This is a genomic window from Xanthomonas sp. NCPPB 2922, from assembly GCF_041520885.1.
GTDB classification, from domain to species: Bacteria; Pseudomonadota; Gammaproteobacteria; order Xanthomonadales; family Xanthomonadaceae; genus Xanthomonas; species Xanthomonas campestris.
This window is the reverse complement of record NZ_JBGOFY010000002.1, coordinates 291,249-306,552: the sequence shown is the minus strand read 5'-3', so window position 1 is coordinate 306,552 and position 15,304 is coordinate 291,249. Positions and strand designations below refer to the sequence as shown.

The 15,304-nt window shown below is 58.5% G+C and carries 11 protein-coding genes; 1 reads left to right on the top strand and 10 read right to left on the bottom strand.

Translation table 11 applies throughout. The features are described 5' to 3' along the window. Positions 1-17: 17 nt before the first annotated feature. The gene (locus ACD584_RS03915; protein WP_076036453.1) at positions 18-2,270 is read left to right on the top strand and encodes a sugar translocase; all 2,253 of its coding nucleotides are present in this window, start codon (positions 18-20) and stop codon (positions 2,268-2,270) included. A 184-nt stretch (positions 2,271-2,454) separates the two neighbouring features. Here ACD584_RS03915 and ACD584_RS03910 read toward each other — a convergent pair whose 3' ends face one another. The 10 genes from ACD584_RS03910 to ACD584_RS03865 form a co-directional block, all read right to left on the bottom strand. Continuing rightward, positions 2,455-3,393, bottom strand: a complete 939-nt coding sequence (locus ACD584_RS03910) for an NAD-dependent epimerase/dehydratase family protein (protein ID WP_076036454.1) — start codon at positions 3,391-3,393, stop codon at positions 2,455-2,457. Beyond that, entirely contained in the window at positions 3,377-4,411 is a 1,035-nt protein-coding gene (gmd, locus tag ACD584_RS03905; RefSeq protein ID WP_011270014.1) for a GDP-mannose 4,6-dehydratase, read from the bottom strand. The genes ACD584_RS03910 and gmd overlap by 17 nt, the downstream gene beginning before the upstream one ends. An 81-nt stretch (positions 4,412-4,492) precedes the next feature. Next, a complete protein-coding gene (locus ACD584_RS03900) occupies positions 4,493-5,092 on the bottom strand; it encodes a hypothetical protein (RefSeq protein ID WP_019237979.1) in 600 nt (199 codons plus the stop codon). 35 nt (positions 5,093-5,127) lie between these two features. Further along, positions 5,128-6,870, bottom strand: coding sequence for a glycosyltransferase (locus ACD584_RS03895; RefSeq protein ID WP_076036455.1), 1,743 nt, complete (start codon positions 6,868-6,870; stop codon positions 5,128-5,130). Between the two features lie 20 nt (positions 6,871-6,890). Further along, positions 6,891-7,970, bottom strand: a complete 1,080-nt coding sequence (locus tag ACD584_RS03890; protein ID WP_011035847.1) for a glycosyltransferase family 4 protein — start codon at positions 7,968-7,970, stop codon at positions 6,891-6,893. A 34-nt stretch (positions 7,971-8,004) separates the two neighbouring features. Further along, positions 8,005-10,509, bottom strand: a complete 2,505-nt coding sequence (locus ACD584_RS03885; RefSeq protein WP_076036456.1) for a methyltransferase domain-containing protein — start codon at positions 10,507-10,509, stop codon at positions 8,005-8,007. Between the two features lie 40 nt (positions 10,510-10,549). After that, on the bottom strand, positions 10,550-11,836 hold the full coding sequence (locus ACD584_RS03880) for an ABC transporter ATP-binding protein (protein WP_011035845.1): 1,287 nt from the start codon (positions 11,834-11,836) through the stop codon (positions 10,550-10,552). Further along, positions 11,833-12,618 (bottom strand): ABC transporter permease, encoded by a 786-nt coding sequence (locus tag ACD584_RS03875; RefSeq protein WP_043877938.1) that lies wholly within the window; start codon positions 12,616-12,618, stop codon positions 11,833-11,835. The genes ACD584_RS03880 and ACD584_RS03875 overlap by 4 nt, the downstream gene beginning before the upstream one ends. Before the next feature lie 83 nt (positions 12,619-12,701). Beyond that, on the bottom strand, positions 12,702-14,087 hold the full coding sequence (locus ACD584_RS03870; protein ID WP_014506552.1) for a glycosyltransferase family 4 protein: 1,386 nt from the start codon (positions 14,085-14,087) through the stop codon (positions 12,702-12,704). After that, on the bottom strand, positions 14,084-15,283 hold the full coding sequence (locus ACD584_RS03865; RefSeq protein WP_076036457.1) for a cystathionine gamma-synthase: 1,200 nt from the start codon (positions 15,281-15,283) through the stop codon (positions 14,084-14,086). The genes ACD584_RS03870 and ACD584_RS03865 overlap by 4 nt, the downstream gene beginning before the upstream one ends. Between the last annotated feature and the right edge of the window lie 21 nt (positions 15,284-15,304).

Below are 15,304 nucleotides of genomic sequence, written 5' to 3'. Positions count from 1 at the left end.
CTTACACTGTGGAATACATGAGCACGCCACCTCCCATTACCACGCCGGCCCGCCCGCTGATCAAGGCCGAATGGCTGCCCCTGCTATTAGGCGCTGTCCTGTCCGTTGTGGCAGGCAGCGTCCTGGTCGTCGGCTGGCGGGCAGGCCTTCTGCCTGTACTGGACTACCCGCTCTCATACAGCGGCGACGCCCTGAGCAGCCTCTGGCTGACGCAGCGCGCTATGGAAGGATGGATCTTCGAGAATGCCCGGAGCGGCTTTCCCTTCGGCTCCTCCTTCCTAGATTATCCCGGTGCAGATTCCGGCAGCTTTCTGTTCTTGAAACTTGCCGGCATGCTGACCGGCAGCAGTGCCGCAGCGCTCAACCTGTTCTTCCTGCTGGGCTTTGCCGCGAACTTTCTGACGGCCTACTGGGTGATGCGCTGGCTGCGCGTCGGCCGCTCGCTGTCCTTTACCACTGCGATGCTCTTTACGCTGGCACCGTTCCATTTTCTCCGATTACAGCACATCTTCTACACCTGGTATTTCGGCATCCCGATCTACTTCATGCTTGCGATCAGAATTGCACGCGCCGACGCATCGCTGGATTTCTGGAGCGCCCGACCCGCACGCAAAATCGCGCTTGCTGCGCTGTACCTGGTCCTGAGCTGTTTCGGCGTTTACTACACGGCATTCGGCCTGATCCTGATTGGGACAGCTTGCCTCATGGCGCTGTTCCAGAAGAACTGGGCGTCCATCACCCGCCTTGCAGCACCGGTCATTTTCTTCCTCGCGCTTGGCACGCTGGCAAATGTCGCACCCAACGTGATCAACGAGCGGATCAACGGCCACAACCCGGAAGTCGCAGCCCGCGCGCCGGCAGAGTCCGAGATCTATGGCGTAAAGTTGATGCAGTTGATCTTGCCGCGGCCCGACCACAGGCTGCCGAAGCTAGCCAATGTGACGGCCAACTACATGGCCAGCACACCGTTGATCAACGAGAACACGACTGCTTCCCTGGGCCTGATCGGTTCCTTCGGTCTTGCCATCCTGGCACTGGTCGCGTTCGCGCGCCTGTCCGAGCGGCGAAATGAAGAACGCATTGCTCTACTGGCGATTCTCTCTGGCGTCCTTCTGGCATTCATGACCATCGGCGGGCTTGGCTCACTCTTTGCGCACGTTGTATCGCCCTCCATCCGAGGCTGGAACCGGGCCAGCATCTTCATCACGTTCAGCACGCTGGCTGCGGTGGCCATCGCCGTGCAGATGCTGTCCGACAAAGTGGGGCGTTGGCACCGCATGACCATCGCCTCGATCGCTGCCGCCGGCATGCTGGTCTTCGGCATCTGGGACCAGACCTCGGCTGCATGCGGCCCGTGTCAAGCCAGCGCGCGCACTGCGTACGAGCAGGACAAGCGTTTCATCCGCAGCATTGAAGCTGCCCTGCCTGTTGGTGCAGCGGTTTACCAGTTGCCCTACATGCCATTTCCGGAAGTGCCACCCAAGAATGGCTTGCACGCATATGACCTTGCAGTAGGATTCGTCCACTCCCAGCACCTGAAGTGGAGCTACGCGGGCATGAAAGGCCGCGAGGGCGACCTGTTCTATCGGAATCTGGAGACCCAGCCGGCTGCAGCACAGCTCAAGGCAATCGGTCGCTTCGGCTTCGACGCTGTCTACATCGACAAGCGCGGCTATGCCGATCAGGGAGCGCAAGTGATTGCTGAATGGACACAGGCCATTGGCGCGCCGCCAGTGATGGCTCGAGAGGATGGCGCTGTTGTGGTCTTCCGCCTGCCAGGGGGTGCCAAGCCTGCAAACGCCGATGCCGCCAAGGACACAGTGGTCACAGAGCCCGCGGCGGATACCGCCATCACGCTCCCCTCGCTACGCAGCTTGCTCGTACAAGGCTGGTCGTCCGACGAGGCATGGGGTGTCTGGTCGGAAGGCAAAAGTTCATCGCTGCGCTACCGTGTCAACCAAACGACTGTCGGCAGCACAACGGTAATTCTACGCGGCAATCCGTTTCTCGCCGGCCCCCAGCAAGCGCTGCGCATCCGTGCCACGGTCAACGGTGTTCAAGTGCTCGACACCCGCATTACTGCAGCACAAACGGTGCCGCTGGAACTACGGATTCCCGTTACAACCAGCCAGCCGGGTGAGGTGGTGCATCTGGTTCTGAACTACGAAATACCGGTCTCTCCTGCGCAGCTAGGCATGTCTGCGGATCAGCGGCTGCTTGCCTTCGGGCTGATCAGTTTTGAGATATGCAAGTCCGATTGCGGCGGATAAACCCGCCGAAAGCATGATCGCCGGTGTGTTTCCCGCTCCTATTACCTGGCACGGTTTCTCGCGACTGACGGTGCGTCACCTTTTGCGATAACGCTGAACAAGAATACCGCCACCATGCACTAATCGAGCTTCGGCTGAATTTTCCAGCCGAAGCTCGATTGCTCTCAATGCCCTTGGATTGCTCTCACTGCTCAGTGCTCGCAGCTTCAAGCATCCAGCGCAACGTATCCTCCAGCGCAAGACTCTGCCAATCGCCGATTAGCTCCTGCAATCTGGCATTGCTGCCAAGCAACTTCCTGACTTCATTCTGCCGAACGAATGCGGGATTCACCTGGACGTCGATGTCGTGGCCGGTGATTTTCGAGCAGATCCTGATGATGTCGCTCAGCGAACTGGCGACACCCGAACACACGTTGACGATCTGCCCTTCCGCAGCGGGTGCTTGCAGAAGCTTGCGATAAGCCAGCACGACCGATCTGACATCGCCAAAATCGCGCCACACTTCGGTGTTGCCCAACTCGATGGAAGTGGCGCGCGATGCAAAATGGGAAACAATCTTGGGAATCAGGAAATTGGTCGCCTGACCGACCCCCGTGTAGTTGAATGGGCGGGCAATCACCAGGGGCAGGCGCTCGTGCCACAAGCTGGCGACATATTCCATGGCGAGCTTGCTCACCGCGTAGTCGTTCGCGGGCGAAGGCGTGACCGACTCGTCGATCACGCCCTCGGTTGCATTGCCGTAGACATTGGCACTGCTCGCGATCAGCACCCTCTCTGGGCGGTGTTGGCTTGCGGCCAGCGCCTGCAGCAGGTTACGCGTGCCGAGCAGATTGACCCGATAAAAATCGTCGGCATCCCCATGACCGACAAAGGCCACTGCAGCCAGATGCACAACGTAGTCGGCTTGGGCCTGCGCAACGACGCGAGCGACGTCGGCAGCGTCACGCAGATCCATCGGCCAGAACTCGTCGGTTGCGCTTGTACCGGCACCGTCGCAACGGGTCCCAACACCGATCACGGTGCAGCCCTGCTCCTTGAGCTGCTGGGACATGTAGCGTCCGGTGAACCCGGACGCGCCACTGACCAGAACCCGCTTGCCTTTCAGCTCAGAATGAGAAGCCACGCTCGTTCCTCTTGAGATCGGCCTCGACCATCATCTGGCATAACTGCTCCAGCGTGGTTTCAGGCTTCCAGCCGAGGATACGGGTAGCCTTTTCTGGATCTCCGATCAACAGCTCCACTTCTGCAGGGCGGTGGAACTTCGGGTTGATACGCATGACCACCTTGCCGGTGGCAGTGTCCACCGCAGTTTCTTCAGCGTCCTTCCCACGGAACTCGACGTCGATGCCCGCACCCTTGAATGCCATGCTCACGAAATCACGCACAGTCTCGGTACGGTTGGTGGCAAGAACGAAGGTGTCAGGCTCGTCGGCCTGCAACATGCGCCACATTCCTTCGACATATTCGCGAGCGAAGCCCCAGTCACGCTTGGCGTCCAGGTTGCCCAATTCCATGCAGTCCAGTAGGCCTAGCTTGATCTTGGCCACCGAGTCGGTGATCTTGCGCGTCACGAATTCACGCCCACGCAATGGGCTTTCGTGATTGAACAAAATTCCGCTGCATCCAAAGATGTCGTAACTTTCGCGGTAGTTCACCGTCATCCAGTGCGCGTAAAGCTTGGCGACCCCGTAGGGGCTGCGTGGATAGAACGGCGTGCTTTCGATCTGAGGGACCGCCTGCACCTTGCCGAACATCTCAGACGTCGAAGCCTGGTAAAAGCGGATATCTCGGTTGACCTGGCGAATTGCCTCCAGCAGGTGGACCGGACCTATACCAGTGATTTGTGCCGTTGTGGTCGGCTGATCAAAAGACACACCGACAAAACTCTGAGCTGCCAGATTGTAGACCTCTGTCGCGCCGGTGCTCTCAAGCATACGGATGCTCGAGCCAAGATCGGTCAGATCGTATTCGATCAAATTAAGATTCGGGTGAGCTGCGATTCCAAGCTCTTCGATCCGCCAGAAATTGACCGAACTCGTACGGCGATACGTGCCGAACACGCGGTAACCTTTGTCCAACAACAACTGGGCGAGGTAGGCGCCATCCTGGCCGGAGATTCCGGTAATCAACGCAGTTTTCATTTCACACATTCTCTTATGTTTATGTAATATTGCGACTTCAGGTCAGCACAGGACCGGGTGATTCTCGATGTCCTGTGGAGCTCAACGCGCTGACAACGGCTTGCCGCCCGCACCGCAGAACGTCTGCTTGCCCTGATCGGCACACTTGGTGAACGGACCGTAGTCGAGGGGCTCGATCTTGAAATCGCTGAACCAGGCGACGCTTTCCTGCACCAAGCCAAATCGCAGACTCTTACCGACCACCGCCTCGGCAGGCACCTCGGCGACCACTTCCGCAGACGCACCCGCGGGGATCCCCTCGGGTGGAAGCGGAGCGCGCACAAAATCCTTTGCCGATACAACTCCGGACGCGTCTACCAGAGAGATAGCCAAGTTGACCGGCAATTTACCTTTTGAACTGATGGTGGACTTACCCGCATTGGTAACCGATACCACGGCCCTAATCACCTCACCACTATTGGCAATGACCGGATCTGAAACGATGGCGTACCGCGCCCCCACCTGCTCTTGCGTCAGGGGCATGCTCATGCCGGGCGCATCGGATGCAGATGCGGCCTTTTGCGGCGCGGCGCTCGCGGCCTGACCTGCATCTGGCGACTCGGAACAGCCGGTAAAAGTAATCGCAGTTGCAAGCGCGACGACAGTGGCCGAAGAGAGGGGGAATTTCATAAAAATTTTCATGGACGTGGACCTGGTTTGGATGAATGTGACCCGCATTACTGGGGAGCTTCTACGCGTACGAGTAGCCGGGCGGGTACAAACCCCCGACTTTTGAACCAAGAAACTGATTCCTGGACAAGGTCCACCTCCAGGACATAATCGCCCGGCGCGTCTGGCGCTTGAAGTGTGATGAGCTGCTCGCCGGAGGATGCGGGCTCAATTGCATCTTCAAGCCACTGGCGCGGCTGTTCGGGTGCCAGCGGGACATTGCTGGAGTGCCAGAAGTAACCGATATATATGCCAAACGGCATTACAGAGTGGTTCGATGGACTCAGCCACTGAACCTTGCTGTCATTGGTCAACATCAGGCGCGCGGTCAGCATGCTTGATGGCTGCACCACGCCCAGATGAGTGTCGAGCAAGGCAGCTTTTCCCTGCCACGCCTCTGGGGGCAGGGCCTCGTTATAAGGGTACGGACTGATCGCAACAGAGTTCGTTGATTTACGAGAGCCAAGTCCTCGCTCGGCCAATGCTGCCAGCGCAGAATCGACCCAACGATCCCCTCGTAGAGACGCGCGGACATCGATTCGCTGCACTTCCCCAGCCGCCGGGGATTCCAAGTCAATCCTGAGGCTGGCCAATGCACTGGCCACGCGATCTCTAAACGCAGAGAACACACGGTTGGATTTGAGTAGCCTGACATAGCGATCAGTGGCGGCGTATGGATCTAGCTCGGGGCGGCCGGCCTGATCCTTACATTCCTCTGCCCAATACGAATAGGCCGTTGAATCGAGCGCAAGCCGCTGCAACAGACTCCCCAGAACATCCGGACATTCGGGAGTGGGGGGCAATTTCCTCACACAGGACGGCAGTTCCGCATACCATGCCTGATCCGACACCACCACAGGCAGGCCCGCCTGCAACGCCTTGGACACCACTGCGGATGCTTCGCCCATCGTCGGCTGACGAAGCGCGATCATCAGGTCGGCGCGCGCGAACATATCCCGGAATTGCTCGTCGTCGATGCGGCCGTGATTGACCAATCGCACGTTCTGCAAACCCGAAAGTCGTTCAAGCTGAAGCTGTACCGCAGGCTCGACATCTCCAGCTATTTCGAGGGTAAGCGGGCGAGTCAACACGGGGTCGATCTGCAATAAGGCCTCAACGATCCAGTCGAACCTGCGATTCGCTTGCCCCCCCCCCATCACCGCAATGGTATTGAGGCAATCACGCACACGATGCCGCGCGGCGACAGGATAGAGCTGCGGAATGACCGTAACAGGCAGCCACGGAAACTCTTTTGCAACTCTCTCAGCCGCGTACCTGGAATGCACGACCACCTCAAGCGCCAACTTCGTCGCCACCTGGTGAAGTGGGTAGTGCACGACTTCGTCACGTCCCCAGATCGGAGTGCCGTATCGCAGCGCAAGCGTTGCGTTCTTCACATCCGCAGCGCAGTGCCATTGCTCCAGCACCCGCGCGTATCCATCGCTGAGAAGACCTTCGTCGCTCAGAACACCCGCCACCATATGGTGCAGCACTAGATCATGCAGATGAACAATGCCGGGCACCTGTGCCATAAGTGGAAGCATCCAACCGTGGAAGGCGGGATGATTTCCCATCTGGTACACGATCGCATCCGCTTGCCCAAGCTCATCGATCACCTGCTGCATGCCCATGCGCTCGACGTCACCGCGCACGACGGTGTGGACCTGTACGCCCCGATCGCGCAGCAGTTCCACCAGCCCGGCCGAATACTCGGCGATACCGGAATGCTCAGGAGGCAATGGCCCGACCATGGCAATGCGGAAGCGCGTGTTCAAATCTTGCCCTCCACAAGATTGCGTATCACAAGATCCCACGTAATCGAAGTACTCAGCCGGTATCCGCCGTCGGCAAGCGCGCGTAATTGCGCATCGGTTCGTGCGTAGCAATCCCCAATGCTCTGCGCTATCTCCTCTGCCGTCGGGCCGCTGATCCAGCCCCCTCCCGTGGCCTCCACAATTCTCGCCACTTCGCCACTGTCGTCGACAGTAATGACTGGCTTATGCGCCGCAAATGCCTCCAAGGTCGCAAACCCGTAATCTTCATCCACGGGAGAGTAGAAAACCGCTCTACAGTTAGCGATCAGCGCTAGCAGTTTCTCATCCTCGACAAAGCCCGTCAGCTCTACCCGATCCTCCAGACCGAGCTCGCGTACCAACGGCGCCAGGGAGAGTGCGTAATCACTCGCGCCCGTTCCCGCAATCACGACCCTAGCCTTTGGAGCATGCGCCGCTGCACGGATGAGCAGGTCGGGTCGTTTCATCGACTCTAGTCTGCCGATGCACAAGACGTAGTCGCCGTAATCACCAGATGTAATGAAAGGCGCCAGCTTAGATGGAGGGTATAGAACCTGCGACGACAGGCCGTTGAACCGTTGAAGTCGGTCGGTAACGGTCTGCGATATGGTGTAGCGCGACTCGATGTCCGACAACAATTGCGTATCCGAAGCACGCAATGAATCGCGCAGCGCGCTGTCCTGGGAGGTCAAATGAGGAAAATCAAAACGCGTCCGCTCCAGATCATAAAGAACCCTGTGCTGATGAACGAGCCAAAGCGTCTTGTTCGCATGCGAAGCAGCATACGTCGGAAACTTGGTACAGATGCATAGGTCGATCTTCTGCCCGTTGCTCTCATTTAGATCCAGTAGCCTCCACGCAAGCGTGGACGAGAGGATTTCCGTTTCCGGATACCACCGATAAGGCAGCTGTACCAATTCCGCGACAACCTGGCGTTTTTTTCCCCACAGATTGATCTGGCGGACAAGTTCTTCATTCAGGAACTCTGCTCCTCCTCTGACAAACGGTACCTGCGCACCCAGAACAATGACTCTCTTCACGGCCACAACCTCTTGCATGATATCCTTACCACAACGATTCCCTCTACCCGGATTATTTAAGCGACTTGCGAATCCGGCTACCCAATTGATCGACTGCAGCTAAGCGTTCGTCCATCGCAGCCTCTGCCGGTGTAGGTGTCACACCATCCGTATGGACAGGACTTTCAAGGCGCGCGTCTGAAACCTTGCGGATGGTCGCAGCGTCAGCATTGCCACGCTTCAGTACCCGTGTGGTGAACAGACGCAGAGGTGCCGTAACGCGCCAGGACCGACTTCCGTGGAGACTGTTGATCTGTCCCTCCAGAGCCTCCACCGCCATCTCAAGCTCACGAATGTACTCACGCGCACTTGCAGTACCGTCCATGCTACGCGAGAGATCCACCTGCAACTCCCTCAACCTATTTCTTTCCTGATCGCGCGAACTCTCAAGGCCACTGATCTGTTGCTGCTGAACGGCGACACGCGCCTCCAGCGCTGTAATCGTCGCCTGGCGCTGCTCAACGACGCTTTGGGTGTCGAGGAGATCGGACCTGGCAGCGTCACGCTCCTCGGTCAGCCGTCCCACGTCGGCAGCCAGCAACTCGGCCAACTCACGCGCACGCTGACGCTCTTCCAGCTCCTGGCCAAGTGACGCAATTCGCGTCGCGAGCGCAGCCTTGTCTGATTCCAGTTCGGCGGCCCGCGACTCCGCCAGTTCACATGCACGCTGACGCTCTTCCAGCTCCTGGCCAAAGGACGCAATTCGCGTCGCGAGCGCAGCCTTGTCTGATTCCAGTTCGGCGGCCCGCGACTCCGCCAGTTCACATGCACGCTGACGCTCTTCCAGCTCCTTGCCAAGTGACGCAATTCGCGTCGCGAGCGCAGCTTTGTCTGATTCCAGTTCTGCATTGAGCGCGGCAAGCGCTTCTTTGTCACGGTTGGACTCGATAGTCTGAGCTTCAAGTCCTTTCGCCCACGCCGCCAGCTTCTCGCTCTCCTCCTCGAGGCGCTTGTACCTTTCCTCGGCAGCGGCAACCCCCTGCTCAAACGCCTGAGTGCGCTCTTGGTCTTGCAATGTACTATCGCGAAGATGCTCAATTGCCGCCCCGCGCGCGGCAAGCTCCACCCGATGATGCTCTGTCTCAATATGCACAGCACTAAGCCGCGCATTATAGCCGAGCAGTGCTTTCTGCAGGCGCTGATAGATGGTCACCCACTCGGGGGCAGAGTGAGGGGTCGCATCTGCCTGCTGAAGACACTGTTGCAGCAAGGCGAATGTCAACGGGGACCGATTCTGACCAAAAAACCCGATGAACGCATTGCGATAACGCGCGGGCAGCGTCATGAAATCCAGAGCGGGCTCCCGGCTCGGACTGGAGGGAACAACCTTGCGCTCAAGAATCTCCTTGACCGTGATCAGGAAGGAAAGCAGAAGATCGTCGAGCCATGAGCAATCGAATGGATTGGCCGATATTGCGCCATAGTCGATCAATACAGCACGCCCTTCAGGCGCGATAAGGATATTCCAGCAGCGCACGTCGTTGTGGTACAGACCAGCACGCTCAAGCAAAACAAGTTGCGCAAGAATCTGTGCAATTATTTCATCAGCATCATAAGCGGCCCCATCATCGATCGCCTGGGAGAGAAGCCGTCCATTCATCATGGACCTTGCAATGAACAGATCCCTGGAATCGTTCAGCGATGCGATCAGGCGCGGTGCCGGGTAGCTCTCCGGTGGATTGCCCAGAAACTCCACCTCATTGACGAACTCCTGCAAATTGATCTCTGCGCGATCTCCCACGCCCAGCGTCATTTTCTTTACGAACGACTGTTCGCTGAAATAATAACGGCGCGATTGCAGATGCGTGCCGCGGCCATGCGCATGTGACTCGGATGACCAAGACGTAAAATTACCAATGGCTCCATCCACGTACCAGAAACGGCTACTGGCAAAATATAGTGGCCTTGAAACCGCCGAAAGATGTGTCTGCTGCTGTGAAAGCAGGCGCAAAAATGCATAACTGGATAGCAACTCGGCCGGGTCCTGCGACAACGATGGCGCCCAGTAGAGCGGCTCCTCACGCAGGGCGAGCTCATAAATGCCCGCGCTGGTCGTTTCTGAAAGCTTCCGACACAGCGCGGATACCTTCAGGATGCCTTTGTCGTGAATTAGATGATGGAAGACGCTCAGGCCGAGGACCAGGTCGCACTCATCGTGCTCAAGGCGATCTATCACATCTTCCACCGTGCCGTGCTCAAAGGTAGCTGCACATGCAGGGTTCTCGGCAGCCAGCGCCTTGCACACATTGACGTTGAGATCGAGAAAATCCACGCCGTGTACCGTGTGACCATCGGCTGCAAGGTTCAGAGAGAAAAACCCCTGGGCACAGCCAAGGTCGAGCACACGCAGCGGGCGGCCAAGCGCATGCTGCAGGCGCTGCGCGCATTGGCGGATCAGCACAAGCCTGTCCTCGCACCCACGCGAGCTGCCGTCGGACAGCTCCGGATGCGCAAAGATCGGCTGGTACTTCTCTGGCAGGGCTGCCACAAGCGCCCCTATATTCGGTGACTCGATCATGGCTGTTCGCTCTCTGCGTTGAGGTGAATTGCTGGCGCCTTCATGACAAGGCCTCCACGATTTCGAAATCGGCCTTCAGATCCATCATCCCCCAGAACTGCATGCCTCGGGCCACGTTCAGCACGATGGCATCGTAGCGCCGATCCAGCGGTGTCAATTCCACCAGCGGATCGCCGCTGGAGATGCCGAGCGAGATCAGATAATTGGCTTCATTGAGGTCAAGAGGCATCGTAAACTTGCAGACGATGACGTCGCCGGCTTTGGCCGCGATTCCGGTACGGCCCTCGCTGGAAAGAAAGGAATTGGTACCGTAGAGGAATAATCCCTCAAGCGTTTTCACCAGAATGCCGGGGACCACGCTATCGAAATCCTGGTCGAATGCGATCTTGACGTAGAACGCCGTCCTTGAGCCACTTTCCACGCGTGCTGGGAATTCCTGGCCGTCACTGACAACCACGTAATCCAAAATCCTTGCGCCCCCCTGACCCCAGCGGTGCTCGCCAGCGTTGTAGTAAGGCCGGGTATGAAACAAGTCTTCCGTGCCGGCGCGTAGATCCTTCGGGGTATCCTTGGCCTCGGCTTGAAGCGACGCGGGTTTCTTGCCAAACAGCTCGTCCAGATAGAGGTTGGATACCTCCCGGGACGGACCATCGGCATAGACGCCGCCATCCTTAATTAATATAGCCCGGTCGCAATGCTTGACGACGTCCCCTACGGAGTGACTCACAAGAATCAGCGTCATGCCCTTTTCCTTGAAGGACAGAATACGCTTGAAACATTTTGCCTGAAAATACACATCTCCGACCGATAATGCTTCATCGACGATCAGCACATCGGGCCGGAATGCGGTAGCGACCGCGAATGCCACGCGTACCTGCATGCCGCTGGAGTAAGTGCGCACCGGCTCATCGAAGTAATCTCCGATCTCAGCAAACTCCTGAATTTCCGGCAGTACGGCCTCGATCTGGTCCAGCGTGTAGCCCATGAGCCCGGCCGAGTGACGGGCATTTTCTCGTCCACTCAGGTCCGGGTTGAACCCCATCCCGAGCTCGAGGATCGCAGCAATGCGCCCGCGCCGGACGATACGCCCTTCAGTGGGCTGCGATGTCCCCGTGATCAGCTTGAGCAGCGTACTCTTGCCAGCGCCATTTCGCCCCATGATTCCAATCGACTCACCAGCAGTGACCGAAAAGCCGACGTTGCGCAGCACCCAATGCTCCTCCCGCGGCTTGACCTTCAGACCAAACCAGCTGGCCGCACGCAGCCACTCGCTACCCCAAACACGATAGGACTTTCCCAATCCCTCGACCGTCAGCATAGCGCTCATAGCGCATCCACCATTTCGGCACTTGCGCGGCGAAAGACGACCAGCGATACAAAACCCAGGATGGCCGTGGCAGCGGTTAGAGGCAGCAGACTCATCCAATCCGGTGCACGCCCGTAAAGAAGTACCCCCTGGTAGGCGCTGACGAGCGGGAACAGCGGGTTGAGCTTAAATAAATCCCGCGTCTGCTGCGGAAGGATATCGATGGTGTAGACGATTGGCGTCACCCAGAACATTGCCTGCAGAACGACCGGTACAACCTGCCCGATGTCGCGCACGAAGACATTGAAAATCCCGAGCAGCAGACCGATCGACATCGCGAACGCAAGCGTCAGGAGCATCAGCAGCGGCAGCCAGCCTGCCTGGGGTCCCAGGGAGTGCCCCAAAATCGCGAAAACAACAATGATCGCTAAAAATAACAGCAAGTTATTCACCATGACGGTCCCGCCCGCGATGAGCGGAAGGCATATCCGTGGAAACGCCTGCTTTTTCATCAGATTTCCGTTATCCACAAACAAGGATGCGCATTTGCCGATAGATTCTGCAAACATGCTCCAGCAAAGTGTCCCCGCCATAAGGTAGAGGGCGTAAGCAAACTTGTTGTTGACACCAGGCAACTTTGCTGCCAGGACCTCCGAGAGGATCGTTGCAAAGATCAGCACCTGCATGAGCGGATGAATGATCATCCACAAGGCGCCGAGCTTGCTGCGCAAAAAGCGCAGGCGCAGATCATTCCTGATCGATGAGAGGATGAAGTATCGGAAGGCCCATACGGACCGAATCATGTCCAACGTTGCTACCTCTGAAATAGTCACTACTTGGTAAGCGGCCGGCGTCAACATCAGGAACACGGTATGGCAGCCGCGCCTCAACTTGCCGCTAAGACATTCGCAGTCCTGAACAAAATAGCCTGGGCCGCCCTGTCTGGAGCCAGCTTCAAACCGACGTCTCTTCTTGCAGCCTCGCCAATGGCTCGCGCATATTCCGGGTCATCCGCGAGGCGACGCATGGCGTCGGCTGCCCTTGCAACTTTCGGCTCGGCCCACTGCGCGCCCTCAGATTCGGGGTATCTTCCAGCAACAGGCACCAGATCGTACGGAACAAGCACGGAGTTACTTTCGGTCATGAATTCCATATTGCCCGACCATCCGGTTGCGATAACGGGCTTGCCCAACGACATGCATTCGGCCAGACCCAAACCGAAGCCCTCGGCGCGATGCAGAGAGACATAGACATCGCAGCAACGCTGAAGCGCACGAACATGCATTTTGTCGATCACCTCATCCCGAAGCTGGATACGCGCATCTCCCACCACAAGCGCGAGAAGTTCGCGCATCTGTTCGGGATACATGTGGCCGTTACTGGACTTCAACACAAGGTGCACATCATCGCGCTTGTTCGGAAACGCTTGCTGAAAAGCGTGTACCACGGCTTGCGGATTTTTTCTGGCAGCAACCGAATGGAAATCGAAGCTAAAAAGAAAGGTGAACTTGCCAGCCGGCAGGCCAAAGTCCTCTCGCTGCAGACCGCTGTCCCGCAAGTCCGATACCGGTAGAGGCACTCGCATGATCGGTTTATCCGTCACGTGCCGAAACGCGCTTTCAATGAACTGTGACGCAACCATGATCTCGTCTACAAGCTCAATGGCGCGTAGCCAAGTACTCGGGATTACTTCCAGCTCCCAGAACCAGCAGGCAATCACGTAATGACCAGCCAGTCTGGCGCGACCAACTTGTTCGAAGGCGGCCTCCAGATAGTCAGGATTCACGAACACGATGGTGACGCGATGCGGCATGCGCTGATCGATGAAGGCATCCATACTGCGGTCCCGCCAGGAGTGGGGAAGCCCCATATCCAGGTCATACAGAGACACCGAGGCGCCCGCATTGATCAGCGCACGAGCGTACATCCTGGCACTTTCTGCCAGCCCGAACTCTCCACGGATGTAGCCAAGAATATTGATTCCTGCCGCAACCGTAGGCGTCGGAGTTGGCGGAGCATTTTGCATCTCTGCATCCAGGGATGCACGGGCCTCACCGGCCGCACGCTCCCAGGCCGACGTACGCTGGAAACGCGTCTGAATGACCGAGCGAGCGGACAGTGCGGCGGATACCCTGCCGCGCAAGCTGGTCGGAAACATCCGGTAGAAGCGCTGCAGCCATGTCTGCCGACGCACCCACGCCTGCAGATGCAGTCCAGCCAGACCGTTCCGCCAGGAGGCGACGATGCCCTGACGTTGCGAAGAATCTGTCATGGAGACTGAGACGCCTCAAGCGCACGCTCCAAATCCCCCCGCAAATCCCCCACATCCTCAACCCCCACACTCAGCCGCACCAGCGCATCGCTGATGCCTAGCTGTTCACGGCGGGCCACAGGGATCGAGGCATGGGTCATGACGGCGGGATGGTTCACCAAACTTTCCACACCACCCAACGATTCGGCAAGGGTGAACAGTTCGGTCTTTTCGCAGAAACGCTTGGCTGCCTCGAAGCCGCCCTTGAGGACGATCGAGACGATGCCGCCGAAGCCGGACATCTGCTGCTTGGCGAGTGCGTGCTGCGGGTGCGAGGCCAAGCCGGGGTAGATCACTTTTTCGATCGCCTGGTGGGTCTCCAGCCACTGCGCCAGCGCCAGGGCGTTTTCGCAGTGCGCGCGCATGCGCAGCGGCAGGGTCTTGAGCCCGCGCAGGGCCAGGAAGCTGTCGAACGGGCCTTGTACGCCGCCGATCGAGTTCTGCAGGAAGGCCATCTGTTCGGCGAGTTCGGCGTTGTCGCCGACCACGGCGATGCCGCCCACCATGTCCGAGTGGCCGTTGAGGTACTTGGTGGCCGAATGCACCACCAGGTCAACGCCCAGCTCCAGCGGGCGCTGCAGCATCGGTGAGGCGAAGGTGTTGTCCACCACCACCAGCAGGCCATGCTTGCGCGCGATCGCCGCAATGGCGCCGATGTCGACCAGCTTGAGCATCGGGTTGGTCGGGGTTTCGATCCAGACCATCTTGGTGATCGGGCGGATCGCGGCCTCGAACGCGGCCGGGTCGGTGAGGTCGACGAAACTGAAGTCCAGGCCGGCGGTGCGGCGACGCACACGCTCGAACAGGCGGAACGAGCCGCCGTACAGGTCATCGGTCGCCACCACGTGGCTGCCGGCGTCCAGCAATTCCATCACCGTGGAGGTCGCGGCCATGCCGGAGGCGAAGGCAAACCCGCGGGTGCCGCCTTCCAGCACGGCAACACAGCGCTCATAGGCAAAACGCGTGGGGTTGTGGGTCCGCGAGTACTCAAAGCCCTGATGCTCGCCCGGGCTGGACTGCGCATAGGTGGACGTCGCGTAGATCGGCGGCATCACCGCCCCGGTGCTGGGGTCCGGCGACTGTCCACCATGGATCGCCAGCGTTGCGAGCGACAGCGCGCGCTCGCCATCGTGGCTGTTTGCGGTGCGGTTGGACATGGAGGTTCCCGGAAAAAGTGG

Bases quoted from the DNA above. Each gene is read 5' to 3' on its own strand.
- ACD584_RS03885 (WP_076036456.1), bottom strand. From the start codon at position 10,509: ATGATCGAGTCACCGAATATAGGGGCGCTTGTGGCAGCCCTGCCAGAG.
- ACD584_RS03915 (WP_076036453.1), top strand. From the start codon at position 18: ATGAGCACGCCACCTCCCATTACCACGCCGGCCCGCCCGCTGATCAAG.
- ACD584_RS03890 (WP_011035847.1), bottom strand. From the start codon at position 7,970: ATGCAAGAGGTTGTGGCCGTGAAGAGAGTCATTGTTCTGGGTGCGCAG.
- ACD584_RS03880 (WP_011035845.1), bottom strand. From the start codon at position 11,836: ATGAGCGCTATGCTGACGGTCGAGGGATTGGGAAAGTCCTATCGTGTT.
- ACD584_RS03870 (WP_014506552.1), bottom strand. From the start codon at position 14,087: ATGACAGATTCTTCGCAACGTCAGGGCATCGTCGCCTCCTGGCGGAAC.
- ACD584_RS03865 (WP_076036457.1), bottom strand. From the start codon at position 15,283: ATGTCCAACCGCACCGCAAACAGCCACGATGGCGAGCGCGCGCTGTCG.
- gmd (WP_011270014.1), bottom strand. From the start codon at position 4,411: ATGAAAACTGCGTTGATTACCGGAATCTCCGGCCAGGATGGCGCCTAC.
- ACD584_RS03875 (WP_043877938.1), bottom strand. From the start codon at position 12,618: ATGATTCGGTCCGTATGGGCCTTCCGATACTTCATCCTCTCATCGATC.
- ACD584_RS03895 (WP_076036455.1), bottom strand. From the start codon at position 6,870: ATGGTCGGGCCATTGCCTCCTGAGCATTCCGGTATCGCCGAGTATTCG.
- ACD584_RS03900 (WP_019237979.1), bottom strand. From the start codon at position 5,092: ATGAAAATTTTTATGAAATTCCCCCTCTCTTCGGCCACTGTCGTCGCG.